This window comes from Streptomyces sp. NPDC031379 (assembly GCF_055569615.1).
Genome location: NZ_JBVIIT010000012.1, coordinates 125,759 through 151,364, shown reverse-complemented (window position 1 = coordinate 151,364; position 25,606 = coordinate 125,759). Strand labels below are relative to the sequence as shown.

The 25,606-nt window shown below is 71.8% G+C and carries 26 protein-coding genes and 1 pseudogene; 17 read left to right on the top strand and 10 right to left on the bottom strand.

The genetic code is table 11. From position 1 onward, the window contains the following. Positions 1-172 precede the first annotated feature (172 nt). A complete protein-coding gene (locus ACZ5CW_RS19345; RefSeq protein WP_468602804.1) occupies positions 173-1,072 on the top strand; it encodes a universal stress protein in 900 nt (299 codons plus the stop codon). 24 nt (positions 1,073-1,096) lie between these two features. Next, positions 1,097-2,005, top strand: coding sequence for a universal stress protein (locus ACZ5CW_RS19340; protein WP_468602802.1), 909 nt, complete (start codon positions 1,097-1,099; stop codon positions 2,003-2,005). Between the two features lie 163 nt (positions 2,006-2,168). Here the strand turns inward: ACZ5CW_RS19340 and ACZ5CW_RS19335 are convergent, their stop codons facing one another. Further along, positions 2,169-2,741, bottom strand: coding sequence for an Rv1733c family protein (locus ACZ5CW_RS19335; protein WP_468602800.1), 573 nt, complete (start codon positions 2,739-2,741; stop codon positions 2,169-2,171). 307 nt (positions 2,742-3,048) lie between these two features. On the opposite strand from ACZ5CW_RS19335, the gene ACZ5CW_RS19330 reads away from it, so the two are divergent. Continuing rightward, positions 3,049-4,119, top strand: coding sequence for a zinc-dependent alcohol dehydrogenase family protein (locus tag ACZ5CW_RS19330; protein ID WP_468602798.1), 1,071 nt, complete (start codon positions 3,049-3,051; stop codon positions 4,117-4,119). A 21-nt stretch (positions 4,120-4,140) separates the two neighbouring features. Then, on the top strand, positions 4,141-4,815 hold the full coding sequence (locus ACZ5CW_RS19325; RefSeq protein ID WP_468602796.1) for a helix-turn-helix domain-containing protein: 675 nt from the start codon (positions 4,141-4,143) through the stop codon (positions 4,813-4,815). A 98-nt stretch (positions 4,816-4,913) separates the two neighbouring features. Here ACZ5CW_RS19325 and ACZ5CW_RS19320 read toward each other — a convergent pair whose 3' ends face one another. Together ACZ5CW_RS19320 and ACZ5CW_RS19315 are read right to left on the bottom strand one after the other, a co-directional pair. Then, positions 4,914-5,378 (bottom strand): pyridoxamine 5'-phosphate oxidase family protein, encoded by a 465-nt coding sequence (locus tag ACZ5CW_RS19320; protein WP_468602794.1) that lies wholly within the window; start codon positions 5,376-5,378, stop codon positions 4,914-4,916. Between the two features lie 173 nt (positions 5,379-5,551). After that, positions 5,552-6,948: pseudogene (locus ACZ5CW_RS19315) on the bottom strand (PEP/pyruvate-binding domain-containing protein). Positions 6,949-7,213: 265 nt separating this feature from the next. On the opposite strand from ACZ5CW_RS19315, the gene ACZ5CW_RS19310 reads away from it, so the two are divergent. After that, positions 7,214-7,912, top strand: a complete 699-nt coding sequence (locus ACZ5CW_RS19310) for a CBS domain-containing protein (RefSeq protein WP_468602792.1) — start codon at positions 7,214-7,216, stop codon at positions 7,910-7,912. 72 nt (positions 7,913-7,984) lie between these two features. Here ACZ5CW_RS19310 and ACZ5CW_RS19305 read toward each other — a convergent pair whose 3' ends face one another. After that, on the bottom strand, positions 7,985-8,605 hold the full coding sequence (locus ACZ5CW_RS19305) for a CBS domain-containing protein (protein WP_468602790.1): 621 nt from the start codon (positions 8,603-8,605) through the stop codon (positions 7,985-7,987). A gap of 74 nt (positions 8,606-8,679) precedes the next feature. After that, positions 8,680-9,138, bottom strand: a complete 459-nt coding sequence (locus ACZ5CW_RS19300) for a cyclic nucleotide-binding domain-containing protein (RefSeq protein WP_468602788.1) — start codon at positions 9,136-9,138, stop codon at positions 8,680-8,682. 248 nt (positions 9,139-9,386) lie between these two features. Here ACZ5CW_RS19300 and ACZ5CW_RS19295 point away from each other — a divergent pair, with 248 nt between their 5' ends. Beyond that, positions 9,387-9,674: an SHOCT domain-containing protein gene (locus ACZ5CW_RS19295; protein ID WP_468602786.1), complete on the top strand. Its 288-nt coding sequence runs from the start codon at positions 9,387-9,389 to the stop codon at positions 9,672-9,674. Positions 9,675-9,828: 154 nt separating this feature from the next. On the opposite strand, the gene ACZ5CW_RS19290 is transcribed toward ACZ5CW_RS19295, so the two are convergent. Beyond that, positions 9,829-10,272 carry a CBS domain-containing protein gene (locus ACZ5CW_RS19290; protein WP_468602784.1) on the bottom strand — a complete coding sequence of 148 codons (444 nt, stop codon included), beginning with the start codon at positions 10,270-10,272 and terminating at the stop codon, positions 9,829-9,831. An 81-nt stretch (positions 10,273-10,353) separates the two neighbouring features. Between ACZ5CW_RS19290 and ACZ5CW_RS19285 the strand changes: the two genes are divergently transcribed. Then, positions 10,354-10,764, top strand: a complete 411-nt coding sequence (locus ACZ5CW_RS19285) for a hypothetical protein (protein WP_468602782.1) — start codon at positions 10,354-10,356, stop codon at positions 10,762-10,764. Positions 10,765-10,853: 89 nt separating this feature from the next. Beyond that, on the top strand, positions 10,854-11,402 hold the full coding sequence (locus tag ACZ5CW_RS19280; protein WP_468602780.1) for a DUF1062 domain-containing protein: 549 nt from the start codon (positions 10,854-10,856) through the stop codon (positions 11,400-11,402). A 227-nt stretch (positions 11,403-11,629) separates the two neighbouring features. Here ACZ5CW_RS19280 and ACZ5CW_RS19275 read toward each other — a convergent pair whose 3' ends face one another. Both ACZ5CW_RS19275 and ACZ5CW_RS19270 read right to left on the bottom strand, forming a co-directional pair. Next, positions 11,630-12,130: a DUF6174 domain-containing protein gene (locus ACZ5CW_RS19275; RefSeq protein ID WP_468602778.1), complete on the bottom strand. Its 501-nt coding sequence runs from the start codon at positions 12,128-12,130 to the stop codon at positions 11,630-11,632. Between the two features lie 106 nt (positions 12,131-12,236). After that, positions 12,237-13,211, bottom strand: coding sequence for an ArsR/SmtB family transcription factor (locus ACZ5CW_RS19270; protein ID WP_468602776.1), 975 nt, complete (start codon positions 13,209-13,211; stop codon positions 12,237-12,239). Positions 13,212-13,704: 493 nt separating this feature from the next. On the opposite strand from ACZ5CW_RS19270, the gene ACZ5CW_RS19265 reads away from it, so the two are divergent. The 9 genes from ACZ5CW_RS19265 to ACZ5CW_RS19225 all read left to right on the top strand — a co-directional run bounded on the left by ACZ5CW_RS19265 (position 13,705) and on the right by ACZ5CW_RS19225 (position 25,015). Further along, positions 13,705-14,727 carry a LacI family DNA-binding transcriptional regulator gene (locus ACZ5CW_RS19265; protein WP_468602774.1) on the top strand — a complete coding sequence of 341 codons (1,023 nt, stop codon included), beginning with the start codon at positions 13,705-13,707 and terminating at the stop codon, positions 14,725-14,727. 604 nt (positions 14,728-15,331) lie between these two features. Then, complete coding sequence (locus ACZ5CW_RS19260; RefSeq protein WP_468602772.1) at positions 15,332-16,429, top strand: ABC transporter substrate-binding protein; 1,098 nt, start codon at positions 15,332-15,334, stop codon at positions 16,427-16,429. Between the two features lie 66 nt (positions 16,430-16,495). Then, positions 16,496-18,055, top strand: a complete 1,560-nt coding sequence (locus ACZ5CW_RS19255; protein ID WP_468602770.1) for a sugar ABC transporter ATP-binding protein — start codon at positions 16,496-16,498, stop codon at positions 18,053-18,055. Then, positions 18,048-19,010 carry an ABC transporter permease gene (locus ACZ5CW_RS19250; RefSeq protein WP_468602769.1) on the top strand — a complete coding sequence of 321 codons (963 nt, stop codon included), beginning with the start codon at positions 18,048-18,050 and terminating at the stop codon, positions 19,008-19,010. The genes ACZ5CW_RS19255 and ACZ5CW_RS19250 overlap by 8 nt, the downstream gene beginning before the upstream one ends. Next, positions 19,007-20,041 carry an ABC transporter permease gene (locus ACZ5CW_RS19245; RefSeq protein ID WP_468602767.1) on the top strand — a complete coding sequence of 345 codons (1,035 nt, stop codon included), beginning with the start codon at positions 19,007-19,009 and terminating at the stop codon, positions 20,039-20,041. The genes ACZ5CW_RS19250 and ACZ5CW_RS19245 overlap by 4 nt, the downstream gene beginning before the upstream one ends. A 138-nt stretch (positions 20,042-20,179) precedes the next feature. Next, complete coding sequence (locus ACZ5CW_RS19240) at positions 20,180-22,543, top strand: AbfB domain-containing protein (protein WP_468602765.1); 2,364 nt, start codon at positions 20,180-20,182, stop codon at positions 22,541-22,543. Between the two features lie 214 nt (positions 22,544-22,757). Further along, positions 22,758-23,471 (top strand): FadR/GntR family transcriptional regulator, encoded by a 714-nt coding sequence (locus ACZ5CW_RS19235; RefSeq protein ID WP_468602763.1) that lies wholly within the window; start codon positions 22,758-22,760, stop codon positions 23,469-23,471. A gap of 13 nt (positions 23,472-23,484) precedes the next feature. After that, on the top strand, positions 23,485-24,306 hold the full coding sequence (locus ACZ5CW_RS19230; protein WP_468602761.1) for a sterol desaturase family protein: 822 nt from the start codon (positions 23,485-23,487) through the stop codon (positions 24,304-24,306). Between the two features lies 1 nt (position 24,307). Further along, the gene (locus ACZ5CW_RS19225) at positions 24,308-25,015 is read left to right on the top strand and encodes a lysoplasmalogenase family protein (RefSeq protein WP_468602759.1); all 708 of its coding nucleotides are present in this window, start codon (positions 24,308-24,310) and stop codon (positions 25,013-25,015) included. A 134-nt stretch (positions 25,016-25,149) separates the two neighbouring features. Here the strand turns inward: ACZ5CW_RS19225 and ACZ5CW_RS19220 are convergent, their stop codons facing one another. Together ACZ5CW_RS19220 and ACZ5CW_RS19215 are read right to left on the bottom strand one after the other, a co-directional pair. Beyond that, positions 25,150-25,365 (bottom strand): substrate-binding domain-containing protein, encoded by a 216-nt coding sequence (locus tag ACZ5CW_RS19220; RefSeq protein ID WP_468602757.1) that lies wholly within the window; start codon positions 25,363-25,365, stop codon positions 25,150-25,152. Positions 25,366-25,410: 45 nt separating this feature from the next. Continuing rightward, positions 25,411-25,578 carry a hypothetical protein gene (locus ACZ5CW_RS19215; protein ID WP_468602755.1) on the bottom strand — a complete coding sequence of 56 codons (168 nt, stop codon included), beginning with the start codon at positions 25,576-25,578 and terminating at the stop codon, positions 25,411-25,413. Positions 25,579-25,606: the final 28 nt, after the last annotated feature.

Below are 25,606 nucleotides of genomic sequence, written 5' to 3'. Positions count from 1 at the left end.
TGTGCCGTGCGGCCGGGGACCGGCCAGGGGCCGTCCGGCCCCCGTACGGCCCGTACGGCTTTCGCGTCGCAGAGGGCCGGTCGGTCCCCGCGCGGGCCGTGTGGCCCCTGATCCGGCCGGGCGCCGACCCGCCACGCTGTTGCCGGAACCTTCACACCGGGAGGTGGAGACCGTGTCCCGCACCGTCACCGTAGGCCTCGACGACTCGCCCGAGAGCCGGGCCGCAGCCGAGTGGGCGGCGCGCGAAGCGCTGCTGCGTAACCTGCCGCTGAAGATCGTGCACGTCCAGGAGCCGACGCCGTGGTACGTGGCCCCGACCCCGTTGCTGGACCTCGACGGCTACCGGCACTGGGCCGAGCGGCTGGTACGCGAGTCCGCGGACGGCATCCGGCTTCGCCACCCGGGCGTCGAAGTGACCACGGAGCAGCTGACGGGCACCGTTGCCGACGTCCTGTGCGAGGCGGCGGGCTTCGCCGACCTGCTGGTCCTGGGCTCGCGCGGCCTCGGCGGGCTCGGCGGGTTCATGGTCGGCTCGGCGAGCCTGGCCGTCGTGGCCCGCGCCGAGCGCCCGGTGGTGCTGGTGCGGGCGGGGGAGCAGGCCGCCGACGAGCACGGGATGGATCCGGCGGGCGTACCGTCCGCCGCGGCGCCCTTCCGGCCCGTGGTGCTCGGCCTCGACATCGGTGCCCCGGACGACACCCTGCTGGAGTTCGCCTTCGACGCCGCCGCGCGCCGCGCCGCCCCCTTGCGGGTCGTGCACGGCTGGCCCGGGCCGCCGACCTCCCGCTTCCCCGGTGACACGGAACTCCACGACTCCCTCGAACGCGGGCAGGCCTCGCTTTTGAGCAAGGTACTGCGTCCCTGGCGGGAGAAGTTCCCGGACGTCGAGGTGAGGGAGGCGAGCCGCTGCGGCAGCGCCGCGCAGGTGCTCGTCGACGATTCCCGTGACGCCTCCCTGGTGGTCGTGGGCCGGCGCATCCGCACCGGCTTGCTCAGGGCCCGCATCGGCCATGTCACCCAGTCCGCCCTGCACCACATCGCCGCCCCCGTCGCGGTCGTCGCGCACAGCTGAGCCGCCACCACGAGGAGGAGACCCATGGAGGCATCGGCAGAGCGGGCCTTCGGCGAGCCCGTCGCTCTCCCGATCGTCGTCGGTGTCGACGGCTCCGAACCGAGCCTGAGGGCTGTGCAGTGGGCGGCCGACGAGGCAGCCCTGCGCGGGGCGTCGCTCCGGCTGGTGCACGCCTCGCTCTGGGAGCGCCACGAAGGCGCGTCCCTGGCACAAGACCTCGGGAGACCGTCGGAGGAGGTGATGGCCGAGGACATCGTCAGGACCGCCGAGCGGAACGCCCGTCATCGGCAGCCGGGCGTGAAGGTCACCACCGACGTCGTGCCGGAGGAGGCCGAGTACGTCCTGACACGGGAGAGCCGCGGTGCTCTCGTGATGGTCCTGGGGTGCCGCGGCCGCAGCGGTCTGGCCGAGGCACTGCTCGGCTCGGTCGGTGTCACGGTGGCCGGACACGCACACTGTCCGGTGGTCGTGCTGCGCGCAAGCCACGACGACCAGGCCCGCTCGGGGACACACGGCCGGATCCTCCTGGGGGTGGGTGAGAAGCCCGCGGACTCGGCCGCCGTACGGTTCGCGGTCGAGGAGGCCCTGCTGCGCGGGGTCCCGCTGGATGCTGTACGGGCCTGGCGCCGGCCGTTGCACGAACCCCGAGCGCATCCGCCGGCCGTCGGAGAACCGGCCCACCTCGAAGAGCGGCAGGCCGCGGAAAGGGTGGCGGAGGCGCTGCGCGACGTCCCGAGCGACCTGCGGGTGCAACGCCGGACGATCGAGGGCTTCGCCCGCGACGCCCTGCTGGCCGCGTCCCGCGAAGCCGACCTGCTCGTCGTCGGCGCGCGGCGCCGCAAGGGCCACTTCGGGCTCCAACTCGGCCGCGTCGCCCACGGCGTGCTCCACCACGCGGCCTGCCCGGTGGCCGTCGTACCCGAGCCTGTCTGAGCCCGCGGGCTGCGGCCACCCCGCGACCGCACCACCTGCGACCGCATGCGGAAGAGACCGGTTCGCCCCCGCGGACGGCGACTGAACCATCACGGCGACGGAACCATCCGCGTCCGGCCGTCCGCTCGGCGGGTACGAGGGAGGCCGCCCTCCCCGCCACGCATCAACCCGTCTTCGGGCCCCAGCGGGGTCCCACCAGGTCCCACTGCTGACCCCAGCGGGTCATGCGCCGCCGGTCGAGCCGGGCTCGTGCGAAGGCCCCCGCGCCGACGGCCGGTGCTGCGACAGCCAGGCCGGCCGCGGCACCGAAGAGGGCGGCCTCGACGTGCCCCTGGGCACGACCCGTCGGAGGTGCGTCCGCGAGCCTGCCCTGGTCGTCCTGCCGGACCGGCACGTGGGCTCCGGCCTCCAGACCGGCGTTCACCGGCGTGGGCCCGGTACGGGAGGTGCCGTCGGGAGCCGCCCAGCGCACCGCGCCCCGGACGCGGCCGTTCGCCGGCCGGTCGGCGGTGACGCCGTGCGGCGCGTCGGCGAGCAGGACCGCGCGAACCGCATGCCGGTGGGCGCGCTGTTCCGCGAACCCGTGCTCGGCGGCGCGGACCGTCACCAGTCCGGCGAGGGCACCGCCGACCAGGGCGATCGTCCAGACGGCCAGCACGATCCAGGCCTCGACGATGTCCTCGTGCCGCCGCAGCGGATTGCTCCGCCACCGCCACAGCCGCCGTGTGGTGCTCATGGGCCGAACACCTCCTCGTCCGGGGGCGACTACTACGACGGTCGCTCCGGCGGGCCTGGGTCCACAGGGGCCGACGGGCCTCGCCGACAGGCCGCCCGGGCCCCGCTTCCGGGCCGGGAGGCCCGGTGAGCCGATGGTCGCCGTTCGGCGGTGCACGAGGGCCGGACGGCCCAAGCGCGGCTCCGCGCGCACGGTCCAGCCTGAAGGAGCGGGGCATTTCCGGCATCGGGCCGGAGCCCGGCCCGCGTCCCCTGGTGCCGTGCCGGAACCGGGTCCCGCGACAAGACGGAAGAGGATGAGGACTGTCATGAAAGGCTTCGTCTTCCACGGCCCCGGACAGGCTTCCTGGCAGGACGTCCCGGACCCGTCGATCAAGGAGCCCACCGACGCCGTCGTGAAGGTCGGCGCCGTGACCATCTGCGGAACGGACCTGCACATCCTCAAGGGCGATGTCCCCGAGATCCGCTCCGGAACGGTGCTCGGCCACGAGGCGGTCGGTGAGATCGTCGAGGCCGGCAGCGACGTGCGCACCGTACGGCCCGGGGACCGCGTGCTGATCTCCTGCATCACCTCGTGCGGACGCTGCCGGTTCTGCCGGGACGGCTCCTACGGCCAGTGCCGGGGCGGCGGAGGCTGGGTCCTCGGCCACCTCATCGACGGCACCCAGGCCGAGTACGTGCGCGTGCCCTACGCCGACCTGTCCGTGCACCCGCTGCCCGGCACCCTGCGCAGCGAGGACGCCGTCCTGCTCGCCGACATCTTCCCCACGGCCTACGAGGTCGGCGTCCTCAACGGGCAGGTACGCCCCGGCGACACCGTCGCCGTCGTCGGCGCCGGGCCCATCGGCCTCGCGGCGATCGCCACGGCACGCCTGTTCGCCCCCGAGCGCATCATCGCCGTCGACCTGGCCCCGGCGCGGCTGGAGGCCGCCCACCGGCTCGGCGCCGACGCGGTCGCGGACGTCCGTGAGGAACCCGGCCAACTCGTCGCCGACCTGACCGACGGACTCGGCGCGGACGTGGTCATGGAAGCGGTCGGAGTACCGGAGAGCTTCGAGCTGTGCACCCGCATGGTCCGCCCCTGCGGGCACGTCGCCAACATCGGCGTGCACGGCAGACCGGCCACGCTGCACCTCGAAGACCTGTGGATCAAGAACGTCACCATCACGACAGGCCTGGTGGACACCCGCTCGACGCCCACCCTGCTGCGGATGGCCGCGGCCGGCCGGTTCCCGACCGGGCAACTGGTCACCCACACCTTCGCGCTGGAGCAGATGGAGGAGGCGTACGAGGTCTTCTCCCGGGCCGGTGAGACCGGCGCGCTCAAGGTGGTGCTCGGCGGGAAGCCGCACGCGGAAGTGGCCGTTCCCGCGGCCTGACGGAGAACGGACGCGTCGGCCATGACCGGACAGGCGGGAGCGAACGTCGCGGCGCAGGCGCCAATGGGCGACCTGGGTCGCCGGCCGGCCGCCCGACGAGCACAGCTCGGTCTGACTCGAGGGGAGGTGGCGGCGCGCGCCGACATGGCGTCCAGTTACCTGGGCTATCTGGAGGAGCATCCCGGCGCCGCCCCGGGCATCGGCCCGCTGACCAGCCTGGCCGATGCCCTGGAGACGACCGTGGCCGAACTGACCGGCGGCGCTGTCGACCTGCCGCCCGGCCGGGGACGCGCCGTACGTGAGCCCCGTTTCACCGAACTGAACGCCGGAGAGTGCCGGGCCCTGCTCGGGTCGCACGGAGTGGGCAGGCTGGCGGTCCCCACGCCCACGGGCCCGGTGATCACGCCGGTCAACTACAGCGTCGTGGACGGCGCGATCGTGTTCCGCACCGCGCACGGCGCGACACCGGCGCTCGCGAACGGCTGCCGCGTCGCCTTCGAAGTCGACCGCATCGACGACGCGTTCAGCCAGGGCTGGAGCGTCCTGGTGCGCGGCCTCGCGCGGACGGTGACGGATCCGCAGGAGCGGCGCGGATACGCGGAACGGGCGTACAGCGAGCCATGGGCGGGCGGCGCGCGGGTGCTGTGGGTGCGGATCGATCCCGGCGCCGTCACGGGACGCCGGATCACCGTGTGAGCGGCCGCCGCGGCAGCACAGGGGAGGGTACGCGCACTTCGGTACGCGTACCGCCTCCACCGTTCCCGCCGTTCCCGTACCCGGTCGGCCGGATGTCGTCACGGTCGGCCGGATGTCGTCGCCGTGCCGCTCGTTTCCGTGAGCAGGACACCGGTGACCAGCTCCGGGTGGATGCGCACGGTCTGGTCCATGCCCTCCACAGGTGCCCACGGCTGCAACATGCGGCGAATGCGGGCGAGTTCGGCCGGGTCGGTCACCAGCTGGGCGTACCCCGTGACGACCACGCTCCAGCCCAGGTGGGTGTCCGGGTCGATGGCGTCGGCCTCGTACGCGACGACGACACCCGTGCCGTGGGTCTGCCGGGCGTGAGACGTCAGGGCGCCGCCCTCGTGGGTACGGATGACGATGTCCCCGTCGTCCAGGACGTGGTTGACCGGGCGGACGGTGGGCAGGGCCTGCCGGGTGAAGACGATCCGGCCCAGCGACACGCTGCCCAGCAGCCGCAACGCCTCGGCATGGCCGAGATCGAGGCGCCGGGGTGCCGGGACGTCGCTGGGGATCATGGCTGACTTCTTCTCGGATGCGTCACTCTCGACGGCGGCTGCGGTCGCTCCGCCGATGCCGTGGTCGGGAGCGACACCGAGGGGAGTCGGTGCCGCTCCTGTTCTCACTGTCGTCCACGACACGCGTGCCCTCCACGGCCGGTCGGGCCCCACCGAGGGGCCGGAAGTCCCTGTCACCGGCTGTCACCGGCGTCCACGCCGCTCAGCGCCGCCCGGCCGGCCTCAAGACGGGCCACCGGCACCCGGAACGGCGAGCAGGAGACGTAGTCCAGGCCGGCGCCGTGGAAGAAGTGGATCGACTCCGGATCGCCGCCGTGCTCCCCGCAGACACCGGTCTCCAGATCCGGGCGGACCGCACGACCCTCCTCGACGGCGATCCGGACCAGTCGGCCCACCCCCTCGCGGTCGAGCGTCTCGAACGGCGAGGTGACGAAGACGCCCTTGTCGAGGTAGGCCGAGAAGAACGCGGCCTCCACGTCGTCGCGGGAGAAGCCCCAGGTGGTCTGGGTGAGATCGTTGGTGCCGAACGAGAAGAATTCCGCCTCCGCGGCGATCCGGCCGGCCGTGAGCGCGGTCCGCGGCAGCTCGATCATCGTACCGATGGGGCAGCGGACGGGGGTGCCGGTCTCCGCACCGACCTCGGCCAGGACGCGTGATCGCGCAGCCGCAGGTACGGGCGTGGGTCCAGCCGCTTCAGCTCGGTCAGCGGCACGGCGTCCCGGGCGCCCGACACGACGTCCTCGCCCTGGGCGTTCGGCAGGTAGTCGCCGTACAGACCGGGGCGGCCGGTGGCCGGGTCACGGGTGAAGGCGACGCCGCTGCCGGAGTCGGGGCCGAGGTTGCCGAACACCATGCGCTGCACGGTGACGGCGGTGCCCAGGTCGTCCGGGATGTGCTCGCGCCGCCGGTACACACGGGCGCGCTCGGTGTTCCAGGACCGGAACACGGCGAGAGTCGCCTCCCGCAGCTGCTGAGCGGGGGACTGGGGGAAGGCGCGGCCCGTGTCGTCGTGGATCACCCTCTTGTACGTCTCCACGAGCCAGGCCAGGTCGCCCGCGTCCAGATGGAGGTCTTCGGGGGCTTCGCGGGACTCCTTCAGCCGGGTCATGGCCTCGTCGAACCGGACGGGGTCGACGCCCATCACCGTGGTGCCGAACATCTGGACGAGCTGACGGTACGAATCCCAGGCGAATCGCTCGTTGCCGGACGCCTTGGCGAGGCCGAGCACGGAGGCGTCGTCGAGACCGATGTCCAGGACGGTCTCCACCATGCCGGGCATGGAGAAACGGGCACCGGAGCGGACGGAGAGCAGCAGCGGACCGTCCGCCTGCCCCAGCCGCCGCCCGGCGGTCGTCTCCAGCGCCGACAGGTGCCGGGACACCTCCGCCGACATGCCTTCCGGCTCCTCACCGGTGGCCAGGAAGGCCCGGCAGGCCTCGGTGGTGACGATGAAACCCGGAGGCACCGGCAGACCCAGCCGAGCCATCTCGGCCAGGTTCGCGCCCTTGCCGCCGAGCAGACCGGCCAGGTCACGGCTGCCGTCCTGGAAGTCGTACACAGAGCGGACCATGACGCCACTCCTCGGCTCGCCGGTCTCCGTACCTCCCAGCCTGGAACGGAGCCGGTCGCCGGGACAGGCCCTCTCGGTCCCGCCGGACGGGCCGACCGGCCCTCACGTGCCCCGGGGCGTGGACGCCGTGCCGCCAGTGGGCCGGAAATCGCCGGCCGGCCCCGCCCGGTCCCGTGGACGGGCCACTCGGCCCATGGTCGCGAACGGGTCCGTGGCCGCAGCCTGAAGAGGTCGAAGCACGGCATCCGAGCCACTGGAGGACGCCATGGACGGCACTCCGACCGTGAACGACGTGATGACCCGGACGGTCGTCGCCCTGCGCACGGGCGCGTCGTTCAAGGACATCGTGAAGGTCATGCAGGAGTGGCGCGTCAGCGCCCTTCCGGTGCTGGACGGCGCGGGGTACGTCGTGGGCGTCGTCTCGGAGGCCGATCTACTGCCCAAGGAGGAGTACCGGGAGAGCGACCTGGGCCACTACGGCGGCGTACGGCACCCCGCCGACGTCCGCAAGGCGGAGGCGGTGACCGCCGAGCAGCTGATGACCGCCCCGGCCGTCACCGTGGCTCCCGAGGCCCCGCTCGCCCACGCCGCCCGCCTCATGGCCCGCGGCAGGGTCAAACGGCTGCCGGTCGTCGGCCACGACGGGGCGCTGAAGGGTATCGTCAGCCGCTCCGACCTGCTGAAGGTCTTCCTGCGCGACGACGAGGACATCGCCGAGGAAGTACGGCGGGAGGTCGTCGTACGCCTCTTCGGCACGTGCATGGCACCCGTGGGCGTGGCGGTGCACGACGGAGTCGTCACCCTCACCGGCCGCGTCGACGACACGGCGCTCGTACCGGTCGCCACGCTGCTGGCACGGGCCGTACCGGGCGTCGTCGATGTCCACTGCGCCCTGGCCGGACCGCGCCGCCACCCGGACCTCGACCCCGACCTGTCGGCCCCGCAGCGGCCGGCACCCGCCTGATCAGACGTGACCCACCCGCCTGATCCCGAGACCACGGATCCCGTGACCACGGATCACTCGGCGTCCCACGGATCACTCGGCGTCGCCCGCGGTGAGCCGGCAGTCCACGCCCACGACCCCCTCCACGCCCTGGACCAGCCGGACGGCCAGCGGAATCCGGGCGGCGTCCTCGACGCGTCCGGTCAGGGTCGCGACGCCGTCGGTGACCATGATGTGCACGGGCTCGATCGGCGCGGGGAAGAGGACGTCGACGATGTCACGCCGGATCTCGTCGGCGAGGTCGTCGTCCGGGCGCAGGAACACCTTCAGCAGATCCCCGCGGCTGACCACGCCTTCGAGGACGCCCTCGGCGTTCACGACCGGCAGCCGCTTGACGTGGCGCAGCGCCATGATGCGGGCCGCCTCGGCGAGCGTGGCATCGGCGTGGACGGTGACGGCCGGGGTGCTCATCAACTCCTCGGCACACACCGCCCCGGCCTTGGCCGGATCGGACATCCGGAGCGTCCGGGGGATCCGGTCCGGATCGCTGTCACGGACCTCTTCCTTGTGCAGCAGATCGGCCTCCGACACCACCCCGATCACCCGGCCGTCGCCCTCCAGCACGGGCAGGGCGCTCACCTCCCACTGCTCCATGCGTTCGACGACGTCCTTGAACACGGCCTTGCGGCCCACCGCGACGACGGCACGCGTCATCACGTCTCCCACACGGTGCGGACCGCCGGCCAAGCCCTCCTCCTCGAAACGCCGACGAGGCCGGGAGACGGCGGTCATGTCAGGCCCCCGCTGCCGTACGGCGCGTAGAGGTCGAGCAGGCGGAGCCGGGAGGCGTGCAGCCGCTGAACGACGACCCGCCCGACCCAGACCGCGATCGCCCGGCCGAACTCGGCGTCCTTCTCGCACAGCGCCCGGACCGCCTCGGCGTCGAACTCCCAGGCCCGCACCGGGCTCGTCGCCTCGGCGGCCAGGTGCCGGACGTACGGCGGGAAGTGCCAGGACCAGCCGACCAGCTGGCCGTGCCCGAGGGATTCGATCACGGCGGGACGGCGGCCGGGCACGCGCAGGTCCAGGGCGACCGTGCCGGTGCGGACGATCCAGAAGCGGTCGGCGCGCCGGCCCTCCTCGAACAGGCGGGTCCCGGCCTCGAAGGAGACCTCGCGGGCGAGGCACATCAGCCGTTCCCGGTGCTCGGCAGGGAGCGCCGTGTTCGTGGTGGTGGCGGAGGTCATCGCTCCGGCTCCCTTCGTGGTGTTCCTGATCCCAGCGTGCGCGCGCCACCGGTCTTCCACCACGGGCCGCCCGGTCCAGCCCAGGGACCTTGGGCCCCCACAGGGCACAGGGACCCATCGGCCCTTCGCCTTGGCCTCACCGGCTCATGACGAGCCCCGCAACCCGGGCGAGCGTGGGTAGCGGATGCTTCGAAGGCCACAGACACCGGGCCGGGCGCCTGGAGTTCTGGAGGAGATGAGTCACCGTGATGTTCTGGTACGACCACGACGTCGGCGGCTGGGGCTGGTTCGCCATGTCCGTCGGCATGATCCTCTTCTGGGCCCTGATCATCGCACTGGCCGTCCTCCTGTACCGCGCCCTCGCAAAGCCGGCAGGGAGCAGCGACCGTACCGACGCCCGGGCGCCCGGACCCACTCCCCAGCAGCTTCTCGCCGAACGCTTCGCCCGAGGCGAGATGGACGAGGACGAGTACCGCCGCCGCCTGACCGTGCTCGGGGAAACCACCGGTGACGTCCCCGGGCCCGGTCGGCGCTGATCGCGGGGAGGCACCGCGGACGAGGCGCTCACCGTCGGCGCCCTGAGGGGCGAGACGCCGTCTCGTGCACGGGCGCCGCACGGTCACTGTCCACCGGGGATTCGACGCTCCGTTTCCGTAGGCCGACGTTCCGTGGACCCCGGTTCGCGGTACCTCAGTGGGCGCCCGCGTACACGCGGCTCGCGAACTCGGCGATCTGCCTGTCGGTGAGGTTCTGCGCGAGGTTGGCCTCCGAGATCATCCCGCAGAGGCGGTGGCCGTTCTGCACGTCGATCACCGGCAGCCGCTTCACCTGGTGCTGTTCCATGAGATGCAGGGCGTCCGTCGCCGACGCGTCCGCGTCGATCCAGTGCAGGTCGCCGCCGAGCGAACCGCACTCGACCTGGGCCGGGTCGTCCCCGTCGGCCACACAGCGGATGACGATGTCCCGGTCGGTGATCATGCCCTGCAGCCGGTCGTCGTCACCGCAGATCGGCAGCGCGCCCACCTGCATCTCGCGCATCAGCCTCGCTGCGTCCTGCAGGGATTCGTGCTGACCGACGCACTTCGCGCCCGCCGTCATGATGTCGCGGGCCTTGAGCGGCTTGTTCCGTGCCATGATCGCTCCATCCGTCAGGGGCCGCACAGTTGTGCACTGGGGCCGGACTTCCACGTCCTTCCATCGCAACACGGATGTCTGGTGGCTGCCACGCTGCACGACCCGCTGCCCACGCAGAAGGGCAAGGTCACGGAACACGCCCGGTTGCCGCCCGGTCACCGGACATCGCTCACCGTGGAGGCGCCTCGGCGGACCCGGCGGCCCGACCGGAGGGACGCCGTCTTCTTCCTGGGCATCCTGATGGGCCCGGCTGAAGCCACATCTGCCCAAGGCGGGTCGGCGGGGCGGGCGTTGGAGCGGGCGAGCCGGGCCGTTCCACGTCACCGTCACCGTCACCGTCGCCGCGATCCGGCTCCGGCCTCGTCCATGATCCGCCGGATGGAACCTGGCGGTGAGGCGCTCGAAAACCAGTGGAGCAGCGCCGCTGTGCGCCATTACCGTGCTGCCGAACCAAGTCGCCCAGTCAAGGACATGCCGTTGTACACCCTGTGAGACCTCCCGAGCGCTGATCTGTCGCGCGTCGCACATGTGCGCCGCGCTGCTTCTTGCTGCGGACTTCTCACTGAAACCGGTGTACTTCTGTGCTCAACAACTGGGTGGTCATGCCCACCTGCCTGCCGACCGTTCTCCGCCGCTGCCACGCGTGCGCGACCGAGCGCTTCCAGGCGAACGGCAAGTTTCGCGTCAACGCAAACCACAAGCTCCTCGACGCCTGGCTCCTCGTGCTGTGCACCGCTTGCGGGGACACGGCGAAGCTCACGGTCCTGGAGCGGATGAACGTGCGCTCCGTACGACCTGAGCTGCTGGACCGGATGCACGACAACGACCCTGGCCTGGCAGCTGAGCTGCTCCGGGATCCGGTCGTGCAGCGCCGTAATCGCATCGCCCTCGACTGGGACAACGCCTGGCGCCTCGACACCGGCGGATCGGACCACCTGGACCGCGAGGTGATCGACGTATCGGTCCGCTTCGCGGCGCGGATCCCTGTCCGGCCGGTCCGGCTGATCGCCGACGGTTGCGGTCTCTCGCGGGCCGAGGTCGAGCGACTCATCATAGAGGGGAAGCTCGTTTCGGCAGTCCGGCTGAGCGGCAAGCTCTCCGGCGACTTCACCTTCACCCTCAAGCGCTGAGCCCCCCTCGGGACCACGGGCCTGTCCGGCATGATCCGCCGGACCGGCCCGTGGTCCGTGCACCTAGGGGGCTTCGTTCGGATCAGCCCGGGTCCGCGACGCCCGGCACGGCACCTCGCCGCGTTGTCGGACCACCCGAGTACGCCCGGTACGCGGGTGATCCTCCGCCATGCGATGCACCGCACCGGACGCCGCGGCCTGATCCGACCTGATCCGAACGAAACCCCCTAGCCGGCGGAGGCCGGTTCGTAGGCGCTGATGACGTAGAGAGCTTCGTCGTCGATGGCGTTCTTGTCCCAGTCCAGTGAGATCCGCACGGGGTGCCCGTCCGCCGCGTACTCCGCCTCCGCCGTCTCCGCGTTGTCACCGCGGGCCTGTTCCAGCCGCTTCAACAGCCCGCCGATGGTGGGCACTTCGACGTGCTGTTCCCGTACCTGCCGCCGGCTGTCCTCGTCGAGCCCGGCCACCTTCGTCACCGACCCTTTGCGGACCTCGACCCGGAAGGTCCCCGCCAGGACGTCCGTGGTCGACGTCAGCGTGTAGACGTACGAGGCAGGCTCCTTCCAGGAGGTGGCTGTGCCCTGCGCCTCGGCGCCCTTGAGGACACTGCCCTCGGCGCTCGGGGAGGACGTCGAACTCTCCGCACCACATGCGGTGGTCAGGCACAGCGAGGTCGCGATCAGCGCGCCGGCGGACAGGACACGGGCACGGGAATGTCCGGCAATCATGATGGCCCCCCTTCGGGTCGGTCACCAAGGTGACGCCGGTGGACCCGAAAACGTTCAGGGGCCCTGCCGGGACACCCTCCGGGCCGGGGCAGGCCGCCCGTAGGAGCTATGGGGTGGCGGTGTCGCTGTGGAGGAGGGCCGTTCCGAGCGGGGTGAGGGTGTGGAGGACCGCGGTGCCGGTGCGCGTGGTGGTGATGAGTCCCGCGTTGCGCAGGACGGTGGTGTGCTGGCTGGCCGAGGGCAGCGAGATGCCGACCCGGTCGGCTGTCTCGGTGGTGGTCGCCGGGTGCCGGAGGCTGGCCAGGACGGCGGCGCGGGTGCGCCCGAGCAGGGGGCCGAGGGTGTCGGCGGCATGGGTGGGCTGCTCGTCGGCGTGCAGGGGGTAGATCAGGGTCCAGGGCTCGCCGGGGACGCGCCCGTACATCGGGCCCTGGGCGAAGTAGGACGGGACGAGCATCAGGCCGTGGCCGGCCAGGTGCAGGTCGGTGGGGTCGCACGGGGAGGGGACGATCCAGGTCGGTGAGTGCCAGTGCCAGCCGGGGACGAGGGTGGCCAGCATGGCGTCGACGCCGCCCCGCAGAAGTGTCTCTGCGCGCAGGGCCCGGTCGGCGGCCGCGCTGGCCTGCAGCTGCGGCCACAGCGGGGCGAGGGTGGAGCCGAAGTAGCGCAGTGTGTCCTGCGCCAGGATCTGCCGGCCCTTGGCGGTGCCCTCGGCGAGTTCGCGCAACCGAGGGCTCTCGCGTGCACGGCGGTCGAGGACGGCGATCTCGGCCGCCAACTCGTCGACCGGTGTCCTCGCGGCCACTTCGACACCGGCGGTGATCTCGGGCGTCGACGGGTGGATGAAGAAGTCGAGCAAGCCGCCTTCCCGGGGATCCAGGTCCAGCAGGACCCCGGCCCGAGGGACCACGCTGCGGATGATCCTTCTTCGCCATTCCGACAGGCCGGGACGCGGCCGGACCATGCCGGTCGGTCCCGTGCGTAAGAAGCGCACGCTGAGCGCGGCTTCCAGTAACGCGTTGGGGACGGGGGCGACGGAGATCTGACGCAGGTCGGCCTCGGTGAAGTGGACGCGCAGCATGCGTCCCATCGTCTGGTCACCGCACCCTTTTGGCCACACATGAAAGGCATCGCGACCGGAATCCTCCGAAGGCAGTCTCTTTCTCACAGGCCCGACCACAACCGGGGACCTCATTGAATATCGGGGGAGGGGGGGGCTGTGCCGAGCGTGATGCCGGCGCAGTCCCCCCTGGTAGGTGGATGCGTACCGGGCGGCCAGGGGGCGTCGTGACCGGCAGACCGGCAGACAGGCGACGGGCGCCCGCGTGACACCTCGCCCGAAATCCGATATCCCGATGGTGCGGCCGCAGCCGTAGCCGCAACGCGCTCTCATCCGGCCCGCCCGACGCCGACCGGCGACCGGCGGGGCAGGCGTTTTCCGGCGCCTTGTCAGTGCGGCAGTGCGCATGTATAACGTTGTAAACCCCGACGCTGGGGCTCGGCGATCGGCTCACGATGACGACACCGGACCCGCACCGACCATCCGAGTCGGGCCGTTCTGGAAAGGGATCGTCGTGCGGGTCAGCCTGAAAGACGTCGCCGCGCACGCGGGGGTCTCCATCAAGACCGTCTCCAACGTGGTGAACAACTACCAGCACGTCACGCCCGCCATGCGTGAACGGGTCCAGCGTTCCATCGACGCGCTCGGCTACCGGCCCAACCTGGCCGCCCGGCACCTGCGCAAGGGGCGCACCGGCATCATCGCGCTCGCCCTGCCCGAACTGGGCAACCCCTACTTCGCCGAACTCGCCGCAGCCGTCATCGACACGGCCGCCGAGCACGACTACATCGTGCTCCTGGACCACACCGGAGGGCGCCGAGAACAGGAGATCCTGGTCAGCCAGGGCTTCCGGGCACGGGTCATCGACGGACTGATCCTCAGCCCCATCGAGCTGGAGACCGAGGACCTGCGCGACCGGGCGGAGAACGTGCCGCTGGTCCTGCTCGGCGAGCGGGAGTACGACCTTCCGTACGACCACATCGCCATCGACAACGTCGCCGCCGCCCGCGCCGCCGTCCGGCACCTGGTCGGCCTGGGCCGCCGGGAGGTGGCGTTCATCGGCGCCCGGCGCGGCCGTAGCGAGCCCGCCCAACTGCGAGTGCGCGGCTGGCGCGAGGAGTTGGTCTCCGCCGGACTGTCGGCCGACGACGGACTCGTCGCCGCCACCGACGGCTGGGGGCACGCCGACGGCGCGGCGGCCATGAACCGCATCCTGGACACCGGACGGCGCCCCGACGCGGTCTTCGCCTACAACGACCCGATGGCCATCGGGGCGATGCGGGTGCTCCACGAGCGGGGACTGCGGGTGCCGGAGGACATCGCGGTGGTGGGGTTCGACGACGTGGTCGAGGGGCGTTTCGGTGTCGTGACCCTCACTTCCGTGTCACCGGACAAGGAGGCCATCGGCCGGCTCGCGGTGGAGTCGGTGCTCGCACGGCTCGGCGGTAGCCCGCCCGAACCCCGGCGGATCCGGGCGGACTACCGCCTGGTCGAGCGGGAGAGCACGGTGGGGCGGGGACCGGCGGGCGCGGCGTGAAGGACCGCTGACGCCGCTCGCCCGGGCATCGCTGACGCCGCCGCCCGGCACCGGCGGCCCTCGTCCCATGGCTCACCGGATTGCTCCCTTCCCGACAGCGAACCGATGACGGTCCGCCTCGGCTGTACGTTCGGCATGGCGAAGTCGTCCGGCCAGCCGTACTTCTTCTCATGGGACTGGCAGTCAGATGCCGCCCAATGGACTATCCATGAGGGTCCGTCAAGAGCGTCGGCCCGTTCCGGCGTCCGGCCGTGTCCCTCCGGCAACGTACCGGAAGACGACGGTCGGCGTCGCAGTCGGGAACACCCATGCCCCACTGACATGCCTGTCGGTGCTGGTCGCGGCCGCTGGAGCGGCGCCTTGCATGCCCCTCCGGAGGGCGGCTGGGTGATCCCGGATCGATCCCCGTTCGCTCCCCGTTCGACCCCTCGGCCTCGGTGTCGTGCTCGCAGGTGTTGCACAAGGGGTTTACAGCGTTCTTCCAACGATGTAAAAACCTTCCTGCGGCGGGCCTGACAACGATTCCCGCCAGGGGAGAAGCACCGTCTGAACTCGCCACCCACCTCCCCAACTCCCTTTCAGCGTCACCCGGATCGGGGTCACCATGCAGCGCACCACTCGCCGTCCGCACCTCCTCGCCCGTCCCGTGGCCGTGGCCCTGGCCGCAGCGGTGGCCCTGGCCGCCACCGCCTGCACCAAGTCGGAGGACGACGCGTCGGACACCCAGCAGTCCTCGACGGCCGCCGCCGGCGGCGAGCAGAAGGCCGTCACGCCGAAGCCGGGCAGCAAGACCTGCGCCATCGACGCCTACGGCGGCAAGAAGCTCGACCTCAAGGGCGCCACCATCGGCTTCTCCCAGTCGGAGAAGGAGGCCAACCCGTTCCGCATCGCCGAGACGCAGTCCATCAAGGACGAGGCGAAGAAGCGGGGCGTCAAACTGCTGACGGCCAACGCCCAGTCACAGTTCTCCAAGCAGATCAGCGACGTTCAGGACCTGCTCGCCAAGGGCGCCGACCTGCTGGTCATCGCACCGCTCAACTCCGACGGCTGGGACCCGGTGCTGCAGGCCGCCGCCGCGAAGAAGGTCCCGATCGTCACGATCGACCGCAAGATCAACGCCACGGCCTGCAAGGACTACGTCTCCTTCATCGCCTCGGACTTCGTCGAGCAGGGCAAGCGCGCCGCCGACGAGATGATCAAGGCGACCGGTGGCAAGGGCGAGGTCGCGATCCTGCTCGGCGCGGCCGGAAACAACGTCACCATCGAGCGCACCAAGGGCTTCAAGGACCGCATGGCCGAGAGGGCCCCCGACCTGAAGGTGGTCTTCGAACAGACCGGTGACTTCACCCGCGAGAAGGGCCAGCAGGTCACCGAGCAGCTGATCCAGTCCAAGCCGGGCATCAAGGGCGTCTACGCGGAGAACGACGAGATGGGCCTCGGCGCGGTCGCCGCGCTGAAGGGAGCGGGCAAGAAGCCCGGCAGCGTCAAGATCGTCACCGTGGACGGCACGCGCAACGCGGTCCAGGGCATCGTGGACGGCTGGATCAGCGGTGTCATCGAGTCCAACCCCCGGTTCGGTCCGCTGGCGTTCCAGACGCTCGACACCTTCACCCAGGGCAAGGAAGTCCCCCAGGACGTCATCATCCAGGACAACGCGTACGACGCCGCCAACGCCGAGCAGGAGATCGGCAAGGCGTACTGACCCCCGGGGGCCCGTACACCCGGGCCCCGCCGTCCTCCCACGACCCCTTCTCTCCTGGAGGCACAGGTGGCACCCCCCGCCGAAGTCCTCGCCGTCCGCGGACTGAGCAAGACCTTCCCCGGCGTCCGGGCCCTGGACGACGTGGACCTCACCCTGCACGCCGGCGAGGTCCACGCCCTGATCGGCGAGAACGGCGCCGGCAAGTCGACCCTCATCAAACTGCTGACCGGCGTCCACCGCCCCGACGCCGGGGACATCACCTTCCAGGGCCGCGCGGTCTCCTTCGGTACGCCGCTGGAGGCGCAGAAAGCGGGGATCTCGACCATCTACCAGGAGGTCAACCTCATCCCGCTGATGAGCGTGGCCCGCAACCTCTTCCTGGGCCGCGAACCGCGCAACCGGTTCGGACTGCTCGACTTCGGCCGGATGCACCGGGAGGCCGAGCAGACACTGCGCGCCTACGGCGTCCGGGTGGACGTCAGGCAGCCGCTGCGCACCCTCGGTGTCGGCGCCCAGCAGATGGTGGCCCTCGCCCGGGCGGTGGCGACCGACGCGCGGATCGTCATCATGGACGAGCCGACCTCCTCCCTCGAACCACGCGAGGTGGAGACCCTCTTCTCGGTGATCCGTCGCCTGCGTGACGACGGCATCGCGGTCGTCTACGTGAGCCACCGCCTCGACGAGCTGTACGCCGTGTGCGACACGGTCACCGTGCTGCGCGACGGCCGGCGCGTCCACCACGGCCGCCTCGCCGACCTCGACCGCCTCACGCTGGTGTCCACCATGCTCGGCCGGGAACTGGGCGAGGTCCGCAAGGAGGGCCTGACCAAGTTCACCGGGGACCACCACGCGGCCGACGCCCAACCGGTCCTCGACGCACGGGAACTGACGGTCCCGCACAAACTGCACGGCGTCTCCGTCAGCATCCGGCCCGGAGAGGTCGTAGGACTGGGCGGGCTGCTCGGCTCCGGCCGCACCGAGACGGCGAAGGCCATCTCCGGTGCCCTGGCACTGCGTTCGGGCAGCGTGACGGTCGCCGGGGTCCCGCTGCGCGGCGGCTCGACCCCCGCCGCCATCCGGGCGGGCATCAGCCTGCTGCCCGAGGACCGCAAGAGCGAGGGCATCGTCCCCGGCCTGTCGGTCCGGGAGAACATCGCGCTCGCCGTCCTGCCCCGGCTCTCCCGCTTCGGCCTGGTCTCCGAGGCCCGCGTCGACAGCATCGTCGACACCTTCGTCGAGCGGCTGCGCATCAAGGCGTCCTCGCCGCGGCAGAAGGTCGGCGAACTCTCCGGCGGCAACCAGCAGAAGGTGCTCCTGGCGCGCTGGCTCGCGATGAACCCCAAGGTGCTGCTCCTCGACGAGCCCACCCGCGGCATCGACGTCGGCGCCAAGGCCGAGGTGCAGAAACTCGTGGACGAACTCGCCGCCGACGGCCTGGGCGTCCTGCTCATCTCCTCCGACCTGGAGGAACTGATCGAAGGGTCCGACCGCGTGGTCGTACTGAAGGACGGTGCCGTCGTCGGCGAGCTGACCGGCGACGAGGTCACCGAGGACAGGCTGATGCGGACCATCGCCGGTGACTTTCCGGCGCGGGACGCGGTGGGGGAGGCGGTCACCGATGGCTGAAGCCACCCTGCGCGCCACCCCGCTGGACAAGGCCCGTGTCCTGCAGTGGCTGCAGACCTACGGCGTCTACGCGGGCGTGGCACTGCTGCTGATCGTCAACATCGCCATCACCCCGCACTTCCTGTCCGCGGAGAACTTCCGCACCCAGGCCGTGCAGGTCGCCCCCGTCGTCATCGTCGCGCTGGGCATGGCCCTGGTCATCGGGACCGAGGGCGTCGACCTGTCGGTCGGTGCCGTGATGGCGCTGGCGGCCTCCGTCACCGCCCTCTACCTCGGCTACGGCCTCCTGCCGTCGCTGCTGATCGTGGCCCTCTTCGCCGCCGCGGTGGGACTGGCCAACGGGGCGCTGGTCGCGTTCGTCGGCGTGCAGCCGATCGTGGCCACCCTGGCCCTCATGGTCGGCGGCCGGGGCGTCGCCCTGGTCCTGCTGCCGCAGCTGAAGGACCTGCACAACGACTCCCTCGCGTCCCTCGGCTCGGGCGACGTCGTGGGCGTCCCGTATCTGATCCTGATCGCCGCCGCCCTGGCCCTCCTGGTGGCCTTCACGGTCCGCCGCACCACCTTCGGCCGGCAGCTCCTCGCCATCGGCGACAGCCGTCCCGCGGCCCAGCTCGCCGGCCTGCCGGTGCGCCGCGTGCTCATCGTCGTCTACATCGTCTCCGCGCTGCTCGCCGCCGTGGCCGGGGTGCTGGCCACGGCCCGCCTCCAGGCCAGCGACCCGACCTCGCTGGGCAACCTGATGGAGCTGTCCGCCATCACCGCCGTCGTCGTCGGCGGCACCCCGCTGACCGGTGGCCGGGTCAACATCGGCGGCACCGTGGCGGGAGCCGTCCTCATCCAGCTGCTCACCGCCACCCTCATCAAGCACGATCTGCCGCCCTCCTGGACCCAGATCGCCCAGGCCATAGTGATCGTCGCCGCGGTCTACGCGGCACGGGGACGGGGGAAGCGATGACCGCCACCAAGACGGACACGCCCGCGACCAGCCCGAGCGGCGCACCGGCCGGCAGCTCCGAGCCGGTGGGCTCCGCCCGCTCCGAGCGGCTCAGCGCCCTCGTCCAGCAGCACGGCGCGCTCGCCGTCCTGGTGATCGTCTCCGTGGTGGCGTCGTTCAGCTTCGACTCCTTCGCCACCGGGGACAACGTCACCAACATGGCGACCAGTTCGGCGTTCCTCGCGATCGTCGCCCTCGGCATGACCTTCGTCATCATCACCGGCGGGATCGACCTCTCGGTCGGCTCCCTGTTCGCCCTCGGGGGCGTCCTGGCGGCCTGGGGGTCACGCCACGGCACGCTGGTGGCCCTGCTCCTGCCCCTCGCGGTGTGCGCGCTGATCGGCGTCGTCAACGGCCTGCTGGTGGCCCGCTCCCGGCTCGCGCCCTTCATCGTGACCCTGGCAGCCATGCTGGGCGCACGCGGTCTGATGCTGACCCTCACCGACGAGGGCGCCGACACCTACCTGATCGGCAAGGGCTCCTTCCTCGCCGAACTCGGCCAGGGCACCACCCTCGGCCTCGGCAATCCGGTGTGGATCACCCTGGCGCTGTTCGTCGTGGGCGCGCTGGTGCTGCGCCGCACCCGGTTCGGACAGCACGTGTACGCGGTCGGCGGCAACGAGGACGCCGCGGCCCTGATGGGTGCCCCGGTGGCCCGCACCAAGATCCTCGTCTACACCCTGTCCGGGCTGCTGGCCGGCCTGGCCGGGGCGCTCAACGCAGCCTGGCTGGCCTCCGGCGTGACCATCCTCGGCAGCGGCATGGAGCTGGACGCCATCTCCGCCGTCGTCATCGGCGGCACCCTGCTGACCGGTGGACTCGGCTACGCCGGCGGATCCCTGGCCGGCGTCCTGCTGCTGAAGGTGATCCAGAACGTGATCAACCAGATCGGCTCCCTCGACTCCTCCTACCAGCAGGTCGTCAGCGGTGGCTTCCTGGCCGTCGTCGTCGTCTCCCAGACCTGGCTGGGCCGCCGGCGGCAACTGATGTGAGAGCCCCGGACGCGGCAGCCGTGCCTCCTCCGACCGCGGCCGCCGCATCCGGTACCGGGCGACCGGACCGGGATTCCCCGCCGACCGTGCCGCCTTCGCACACGCACGTCTCCCACCCCCACCAGTCAAGGAGCCACGATGCGTCCGTCACCCGCACTGCGTTCACCGCTTCCCTGGTTCAGACGACAGGCGCGGTGGGCCACCACCGCGCTGGCCGCGCTGACACTCCTCGGCGGCACGGCCCTCACCGCGTCCGGCACCGCGAGCGCCGCCGCGCAGGCCTGGGCCCCCGAGCCGGCGCCCATGACCACCCCCTGGACCAACCAGGTCCCCACCGACAAACCGCTCCCGGAGTATCCCCGCCCCCAGCTGACCCGGCCCGACTGGGCCAACCTCAACGGCATCTGGGACTTCGCCGTCACCTCCGCGGACGCCGGCCAGCCCGCGTCGTTCACCGAACAGATCCGGGTCCCCTTCGTCGCCGAGTCCGCGCTCTCCGGCATCCAGCGGAAGATCACGCAGAACGACAAGCTCTGGTACAAACGCAGCTTCACCGTGCCCTCGGACTGGAACGGCCGCCGCGTCCAGCTCAACTTCGGTGCCAGCGACTGGCGTACGACCGTGTGGGTCAACGGCCGCCAGGCCGGCGCCGTCCACAGCGGCGGCTACGACGCCTTCTCCTACGACATCACCGACCTGCTGGGCGGCGGCACCAACACCCTCGTCGTCTCCGTCTGGGACCCCACCCAGACCGGCGGCCAGGCCGTCGGCAAGCAGCGCATCAACGACGTCACCCCGCACTCCGGGGGCGGCATCTTCTACACCGCCGCGTCCGGCATCTGGCAGACGGTGTGGCTGGAGCCCACGGCCACCGCGCACATCACCCGCCTCGACATGGTGCCCGACCCGGCGAACAACCGCCTGAAGGTCACCGTGCGCGGCGCCGGGACGAACGGCCGGCAGGCACGCGTCACCGTCTCCGCCGGGGGCACCACGGCGGGCACCGCCACCGGACCGGTCGGCGGCGAGTTCACCGTGTCCGTGCCCAGCCCGCACCTGTGGACCCCCGACGACCCCTTCCTCTACGACGTGAAGGCCGACCTGCTCTCCGGCACGACGGCCGTCGACTCCGTGGGCGGCTACACCGGCATGCGCTCCATCGGCCTGGCGCGCGTCGACGGCGTCCTGCGACCCGTCCTCAACGGGCAGTTCGTCTTCCAGACCGGCACACTGGACCAGGGCTACTGGCCGGACGGCATCTACACCGCACCCACCGACGCCGCGCTCAGGTACGACCTGCAGAAGCACAAGGACCTCGGCTTCAACATGGTCCGCAAGCACATCAAGGTCGAACCGCAGCGCTGGTTCTACTGGGCGGACCGGCTCGGACTGCTGGTCTGGCAGGACATGCCCGCCATGGACCTGCGCACCCCCGACTCCGCAGCCCGCACCCAGTGGGAGGCCGAGTACGACCGCGTCATCGACCAGCACCGCAGCTCGCCGTCCCTGGTGATGTGGGTGGACGAGAACGAGGGCTGGGGCCAGTACGACCAGGCCCGCATCGCCGACCACGTCAAGGCGTACGACCCCTCCCGCCTGGCCGACAACATGAGCGGCGTCAACTGCTGCGGCTCCGTGGACGGCGGCAACGGCGACGTCGTCGACCACCACGTCTACGTCGGCCCCGGCAACACCGTGCCCAGCGCCACCCGCGCCGCCGTGCTCGGCGAGTACGGCGGACTCGGCTACAAGGTCGCCGGCCACGAGTGGTACCCCGGCGGCGGGTTCAGCTACGAGGACCAGTCGGACACCGCCCACCTGAACAACCGCTTCGTCGGCCTGCTCGACGCCATCCGCGAGGTGCGCATGCCGCGCGGCCTGTCCGCCTCGGTCTACACCGAGATCACCGACGTCGAGAACGAGGCCAACGGCCTGCTCACCTACGACCGGCAGATCGTCAAGGTCGACGAGGCCCGCGTCCGGGCCGCCAACCGCGCCCTCATCGACGCCTCACGCGGATCGACGGCCCCGCTCACCCTGCCCGGCAACCAGTACAAGTCCCTCCGCGTCACGACACCCGGCTACACCGACCGGTACGTCCGTCACAAGGACGGCGTCGTCCACACCGAGGTCGTCGGCAGCGGCAGCGACGCCCTGCTGAAGAACGACGCCACCTGGAAGATCGTCCCCGGCCTCGCCGACGGCGCCTGCTACTCCTTCGAATCGCGCAACTACCCCGGCGAGTACCTGCGCCACCGAGAGTTCCGCGTCTACAAGGAACCGGGCGGCGGCGACCTGTACCGGGCCGACGCCACGTTCTGCCCGGTCCGGGGCGCGAACGGGGGAGTGCGGCTGTCCGCCTACAACTTCCCCGAGCAGTACCTGCGCCACTACGACGCCCAGCTGTGGCTGGCCACCCCCGGCGGCACCCACACCTGGGACAACCCCGCCCTCTTCACGGAGGACACCACCTGGGCCGTGGAGGCACCCTGGGCGCCGTGACCGACACCTAGGCCCCCATGCCGGGTGGGCGGCGGCGGTGAGGGGCCCCGCAGCCCACCCCCGTCCGCGCATCGGCCGTCGTACCGACGACGGCCGATGCGCGGACACCACGACCGACGACCACACCGAGTCCCGAAGCCGCGCTGCAAAAGGGCGGCTGCCCATCTGGTCCAACCAGTTGACCAGTCGGCCGTCGCCGTCCACCCTGTTCGCCATGACCCAGCGACCCATCCGGCGTGAGGCGGTCTCGGACCAGCTCTTCGCCGTACTGCGCGACAGGATCCTCGGCGGGGAGCCGGCGCCCGGCTCACCGCTCACCGCCGAACGGGAACTGGCCGCCGAGTTCGGGGTGAACCGGCACGCCGTCCGGGAAGCGGTCAAACGGCTCCAGCAGGCACGGCTGGTCGAGGTCAGCCACGGTGGCCGCACGCTCGTCCTGGACTGGCGGCGCAGTGCCGGGCTCGACCTCGCGGTGGGGATCGCCGCGGCCGACAGCGGGCCCTCGGTGGAGGATCTCGCGAGGGACGCCCTGGAGATGCGGGCGTGCATCGGCGCCGACGCGGCCCGGTTGTGCGCGCTGCGCTGCTCCGAGGACGCCGCCGCACGGATCGTCGAGGCCGCCGGCCACTATGCGCGCAGCGGGCCCGACCTGACCGAACTGGGCGAGGCGGACATCGCCTGGTGGCGGCTGATCGTGGAGGGCTCCGGGAACGTCGCCTACCTGCTCGCCTTCAACAGCCTGCTGGACGGTACGCTCCCGGTCGCCGACGTGCCCGACGAGCTGCGGACCGCCGAACTCCTCGACGTCGAGACGCATCTGCGGCTCGCCGCCCACATCGAGGCCCGGGAGGCGGAGGCGGCCGAGCGGCTGGCGCGCGAACTGCTGTCCCGCAGCGTCCCCGCGACGCCCCGGAAGGCGGTGCGCTGAGATGATCCCGGCCGTGGTCTACGCGATACCGGCGTTCGTGCTCCTGGTCGTCGTCGAGGCACTGTCCTACCGCTTCCTTCCCGACGACGACGAACGCGGCTACGAACTGCGCGACACCGTGACCAGCATGTCGATGGGCGCGGGAAGCCAGGTCGTCGCGGTGCCGTGGAAGGCGGCGACGATCCTGCTGTACGCGGGCCTGTTCACCGTCGCCCCCTGGCACCTGTCGTCCTCCTCCGCGTGGACGTGGGTGCTGCTCTTCTTCGCCGACGACCTGGCGTACTACGCCTTCCACCGCGCCCACCACCGGGTGCGGGTGCTCTGGGCGAGCCATGTGGTCCACCACTCCAGCGTCCGCTTCAACCTCTCCACCGCCCTGCGCCAGAGCTGGACGCCGATGACGGGCCTGCCGTTCTGGCTGCCCCTGGCACTGCTCGGCATCCCGCCGTGGATGATCCTCATCCAGCAGGCCGTCAGCCTCGTCTACCAGTTCTTCCTGCACACCGAGCGCGTGGACAAGCTGTGGCGGCCGGTGGAATGGGTCTTCAACACGCCCTCCCACCACCGCGTCCACCACGGCTCCAACTACGTGTACCTGGACCGCAATTACGGCGGCATCCTCATCGTGTGGGACCGGCTCTTCCGTACCTTCGAACCCGAGGGCGAGCGCGTGGAGTACGGCCTGACGAAGAACATCGGCACCTACCATCCGGTGCGGGTCGCCTTCCATGAGTTCGCCGCCGCCTGGCGCGACGTCCGCGCGGCCCGGCGCTGGCGGGACCGTGCCGGTTACCTGTTCGGGCCGCCCGGCTGGACGCCCGGGGCGGAGGGCTGACGTGCCGCCGCTGATCGTCGCCTTCGCGGCGCTGGCCGTTCTCGACGTGGCCGGTGTGGCGGCCGGATGGCCGCCTCTGGAGTGGATCGCCAAGCCTCTGCTGGCGCCCGTGCTGGCCGCGTACCTGTGGCGCCGGACCGGCACGCGGCACGTTCCCGTCCTGGCGGGTCTCGGCCTCGCCACGGCCGGGGACGTGGCCCTGATGCTGCCCGGCCGGGTGGCCTTCGCCGTCGGACTCGGATTCTTCCTGGGCGCCCAACTGTGCTGGACGGCGGCCTTCCTCCGCGCGGGCGCCCTGCGCCACCTGCGCCGCCGCCGTCCGCTGTGCGCCGTCCACCTCGCCCTGTGGGCCGCCGCCGTCGCGGCTCTCGCTCCCGCGCTGGGGCCGGTCCTCGGGGCCGCGGTGGCCGTCTACGCGGCGGCCCTCGTCACCATGGCGCTGACCGTGCGGGTGCTGGGGCGCGGGGCGACCTGGGGCGGGCTGGTGTTCCTCGTCTCCGACCTGCTCGTCGGACTGGGAGCCGCTGGGCTCGACTTCACCGGGCGCGGCGTGCTGGTCATGATGACGTACACGGTCGCCCTCGCCCTGCTCGCCACCGCCTTCACCACCGAAGGGCCGGGACGGGCGGACGGTGCTTCGCACGGGGCGGAGCGGACCGCCCCCGGGTCCGAGGGAAGCCCGCCATCGGTGGTGAGCCCCGCGCGGTGACCTGAGGGGCCGGGCGGCGCGCCCGCCACCCGGCGACCATGGCCCGGCCTGCCCGACGACTCGGGCCGGGACCGCTCGGCGACCGTGGCCCGGCCTGCCCGGCGCACACGGCCCGGACCACTGCGGCAGCAGCCTCACCCGGCGCCCGTGGCCTCCACCGGCGCCGCCGTGCTGCCCCGGACCACCAGCCGGGTGGCGAGTTCGACGCGGGGCGGGTTCACGTCCTGCCCGTCGATGAGCCGCAGGAGCGTGCCGGCCGCCATCGCGGCCGTCTCCTGCAGCGGCTGGCGGACCGTGGTGAGCGCCGGGTCGCTCCAGCGGGTCACCGGTACGTCGTCGAAACCGACCACGCTGATGTCGTCCGGGATGCGCAGTCCGCGCTCGCGCAGGGCACCCTAGGCCCCGAAGGCCTGGAGGTCGCTTGCGGCGAAGACGGCCGTGGGCAGCGCACCGCCGGACCGCCGCGCCTCGTCCAGCAGCGCCCCCATCTCGGCGTGGCCCGAGGTGTCGCTGAAGTCCGTACCGGACCGCCCCTTCGGGCACCGGCACCCGGCGGCCTCCATCGTCGCGCGGAACCGTCCGCGCGGGCGC

What these genes read in the sequence shown, in the direction of transcription:
- ACZ5CW_RS19275 (WP_468602778.1), bottom strand. Translation starts at nt 12,130, where the DNA reads ATGATTGCCGGACATTCCCGTGCCCGTGTCCTGTCCGCCGGCGCGCTG.
- ACZ5CW_RS19325 (WP_468602796.1), top strand. Translation starts at nt 4,141, where the DNA reads ATGACCGGACAGGCGGGAGCGAACGTCGCGGCGCAGGCGCCAATGGGC.
- ACZ5CW_RS19340 (WP_468602802.1), top strand. Translation starts at nt 1,097, where the DNA reads ATGGAGGCATCGGCAGAGCGGGCCTTCGGCGAGCCCGTCGCTCTCCCG.
- ACZ5CW_RS19295 (WP_468602786.1), top strand. Translation starts at nt 9,387, where the DNA reads ATGTTCTGGTACGACCACGACGTCGGCGGCTGGGGCTGGTTCGCCATG.
- ACZ5CW_RS19305 (WP_468602790.1), bottom strand. Translation starts at nt 8,605, where the DNA reads ATGACGCGTGCCGTCGTCGCGGTGGGCCGCAAGGCCGTGTTCAAGGAC.
- ACZ5CW_RS19300 (WP_468602788.1), bottom strand. Translation starts at nt 9,138, where the DNA reads ATGACCTCCGCCACCACCACGAACACGGCGCTCCCTGCCGAGCACCGG.
- ACZ5CW_RS19260 (WP_468602772.1), top strand. Translation starts at nt 15,332, where the DNA reads ATGCAGCGCACCACTCGCCGTCCGCACCTCCTCGCCCGTCCCGTGGCC.
- ACZ5CW_RS19235 (WP_468602763.1), top strand. Translation starts at nt 22,758, where the DNA reads ATGACCCAGCGACCCATCCGGCGTGAGGCGGTCTCGGACCAGCTCTTC.
- ACZ5CW_RS19330 (WP_468602798.1), top strand. Translation starts at nt 3,049, where the DNA reads ATGAAAGGCTTCGTCTTCCACGGCCCCGGACAGGCTTCCTGGCAGGAC.
- ACZ5CW_RS19270 (WP_468602776.1), bottom strand. Translation starts at nt 13,211, where the DNA reads ATGCTGCGCGTCCACTTCACCGAGGCCGACCTGCGTCAGATCTCCGTC.
- ACZ5CW_RS19335 (WP_468602800.1), bottom strand. Translation starts at nt 2,741, where the DNA reads ATGAGCACCACACGGCGGCTGTGGCGGTGGCGGAGCAATCCGCTGCGG.
- ACZ5CW_RS19320 (WP_468602794.1), bottom strand. Translation starts at nt 5,378, where the DNA reads ATGATCCCCAGCGACGTCCCGGCACCCCGGCGCCTCGATCTCGGCCAT.
- ACZ5CW_RS19240 (WP_468602765.1), top strand. Translation starts at nt 20,180, where the DNA reads ATGCGTCCGTCACCCGCACTGCGTTCACCGCTTCCCTGGTTCAGACGA.
- ACZ5CW_RS19215 (WP_468602755.1), bottom strand. Translation starts at nt 25,578, where the DNA reads ATGGAGGCCGCCGGGTGCCGGTGCCCGAAGGGGCGGTCCGGTACGGAC.
- ACZ5CW_RS19290 (WP_468602784.1), bottom strand. Translation starts at nt 10,272, where the DNA reads ATGGCACGGAACAAGCCGCTCAAGGCCCGCGACATCATGACGGCGGGC.
- ACZ5CW_RS19310 (WP_468602792.1), top strand. Translation starts at nt 7,214, where the DNA reads ATGGACGGCACTCCGACCGTGAACGACGTGATGACCCGGACGGTCGTC.
- ACZ5CW_RS19245 (WP_468602767.1), top strand. Translation starts at nt 19,007, where the DNA reads ATGACCGCCACCAAGACGGACACGCCCGCGACCAGCCCGAGCGGCGCA.
- ACZ5CW_RS19250 (WP_468602769.1), top strand. Translation starts at nt 18,048, where the DNA reads ATGGCTGAAGCCACCCTGCGCGCCACCCCGCTGGACAAGGCCCGTGTC.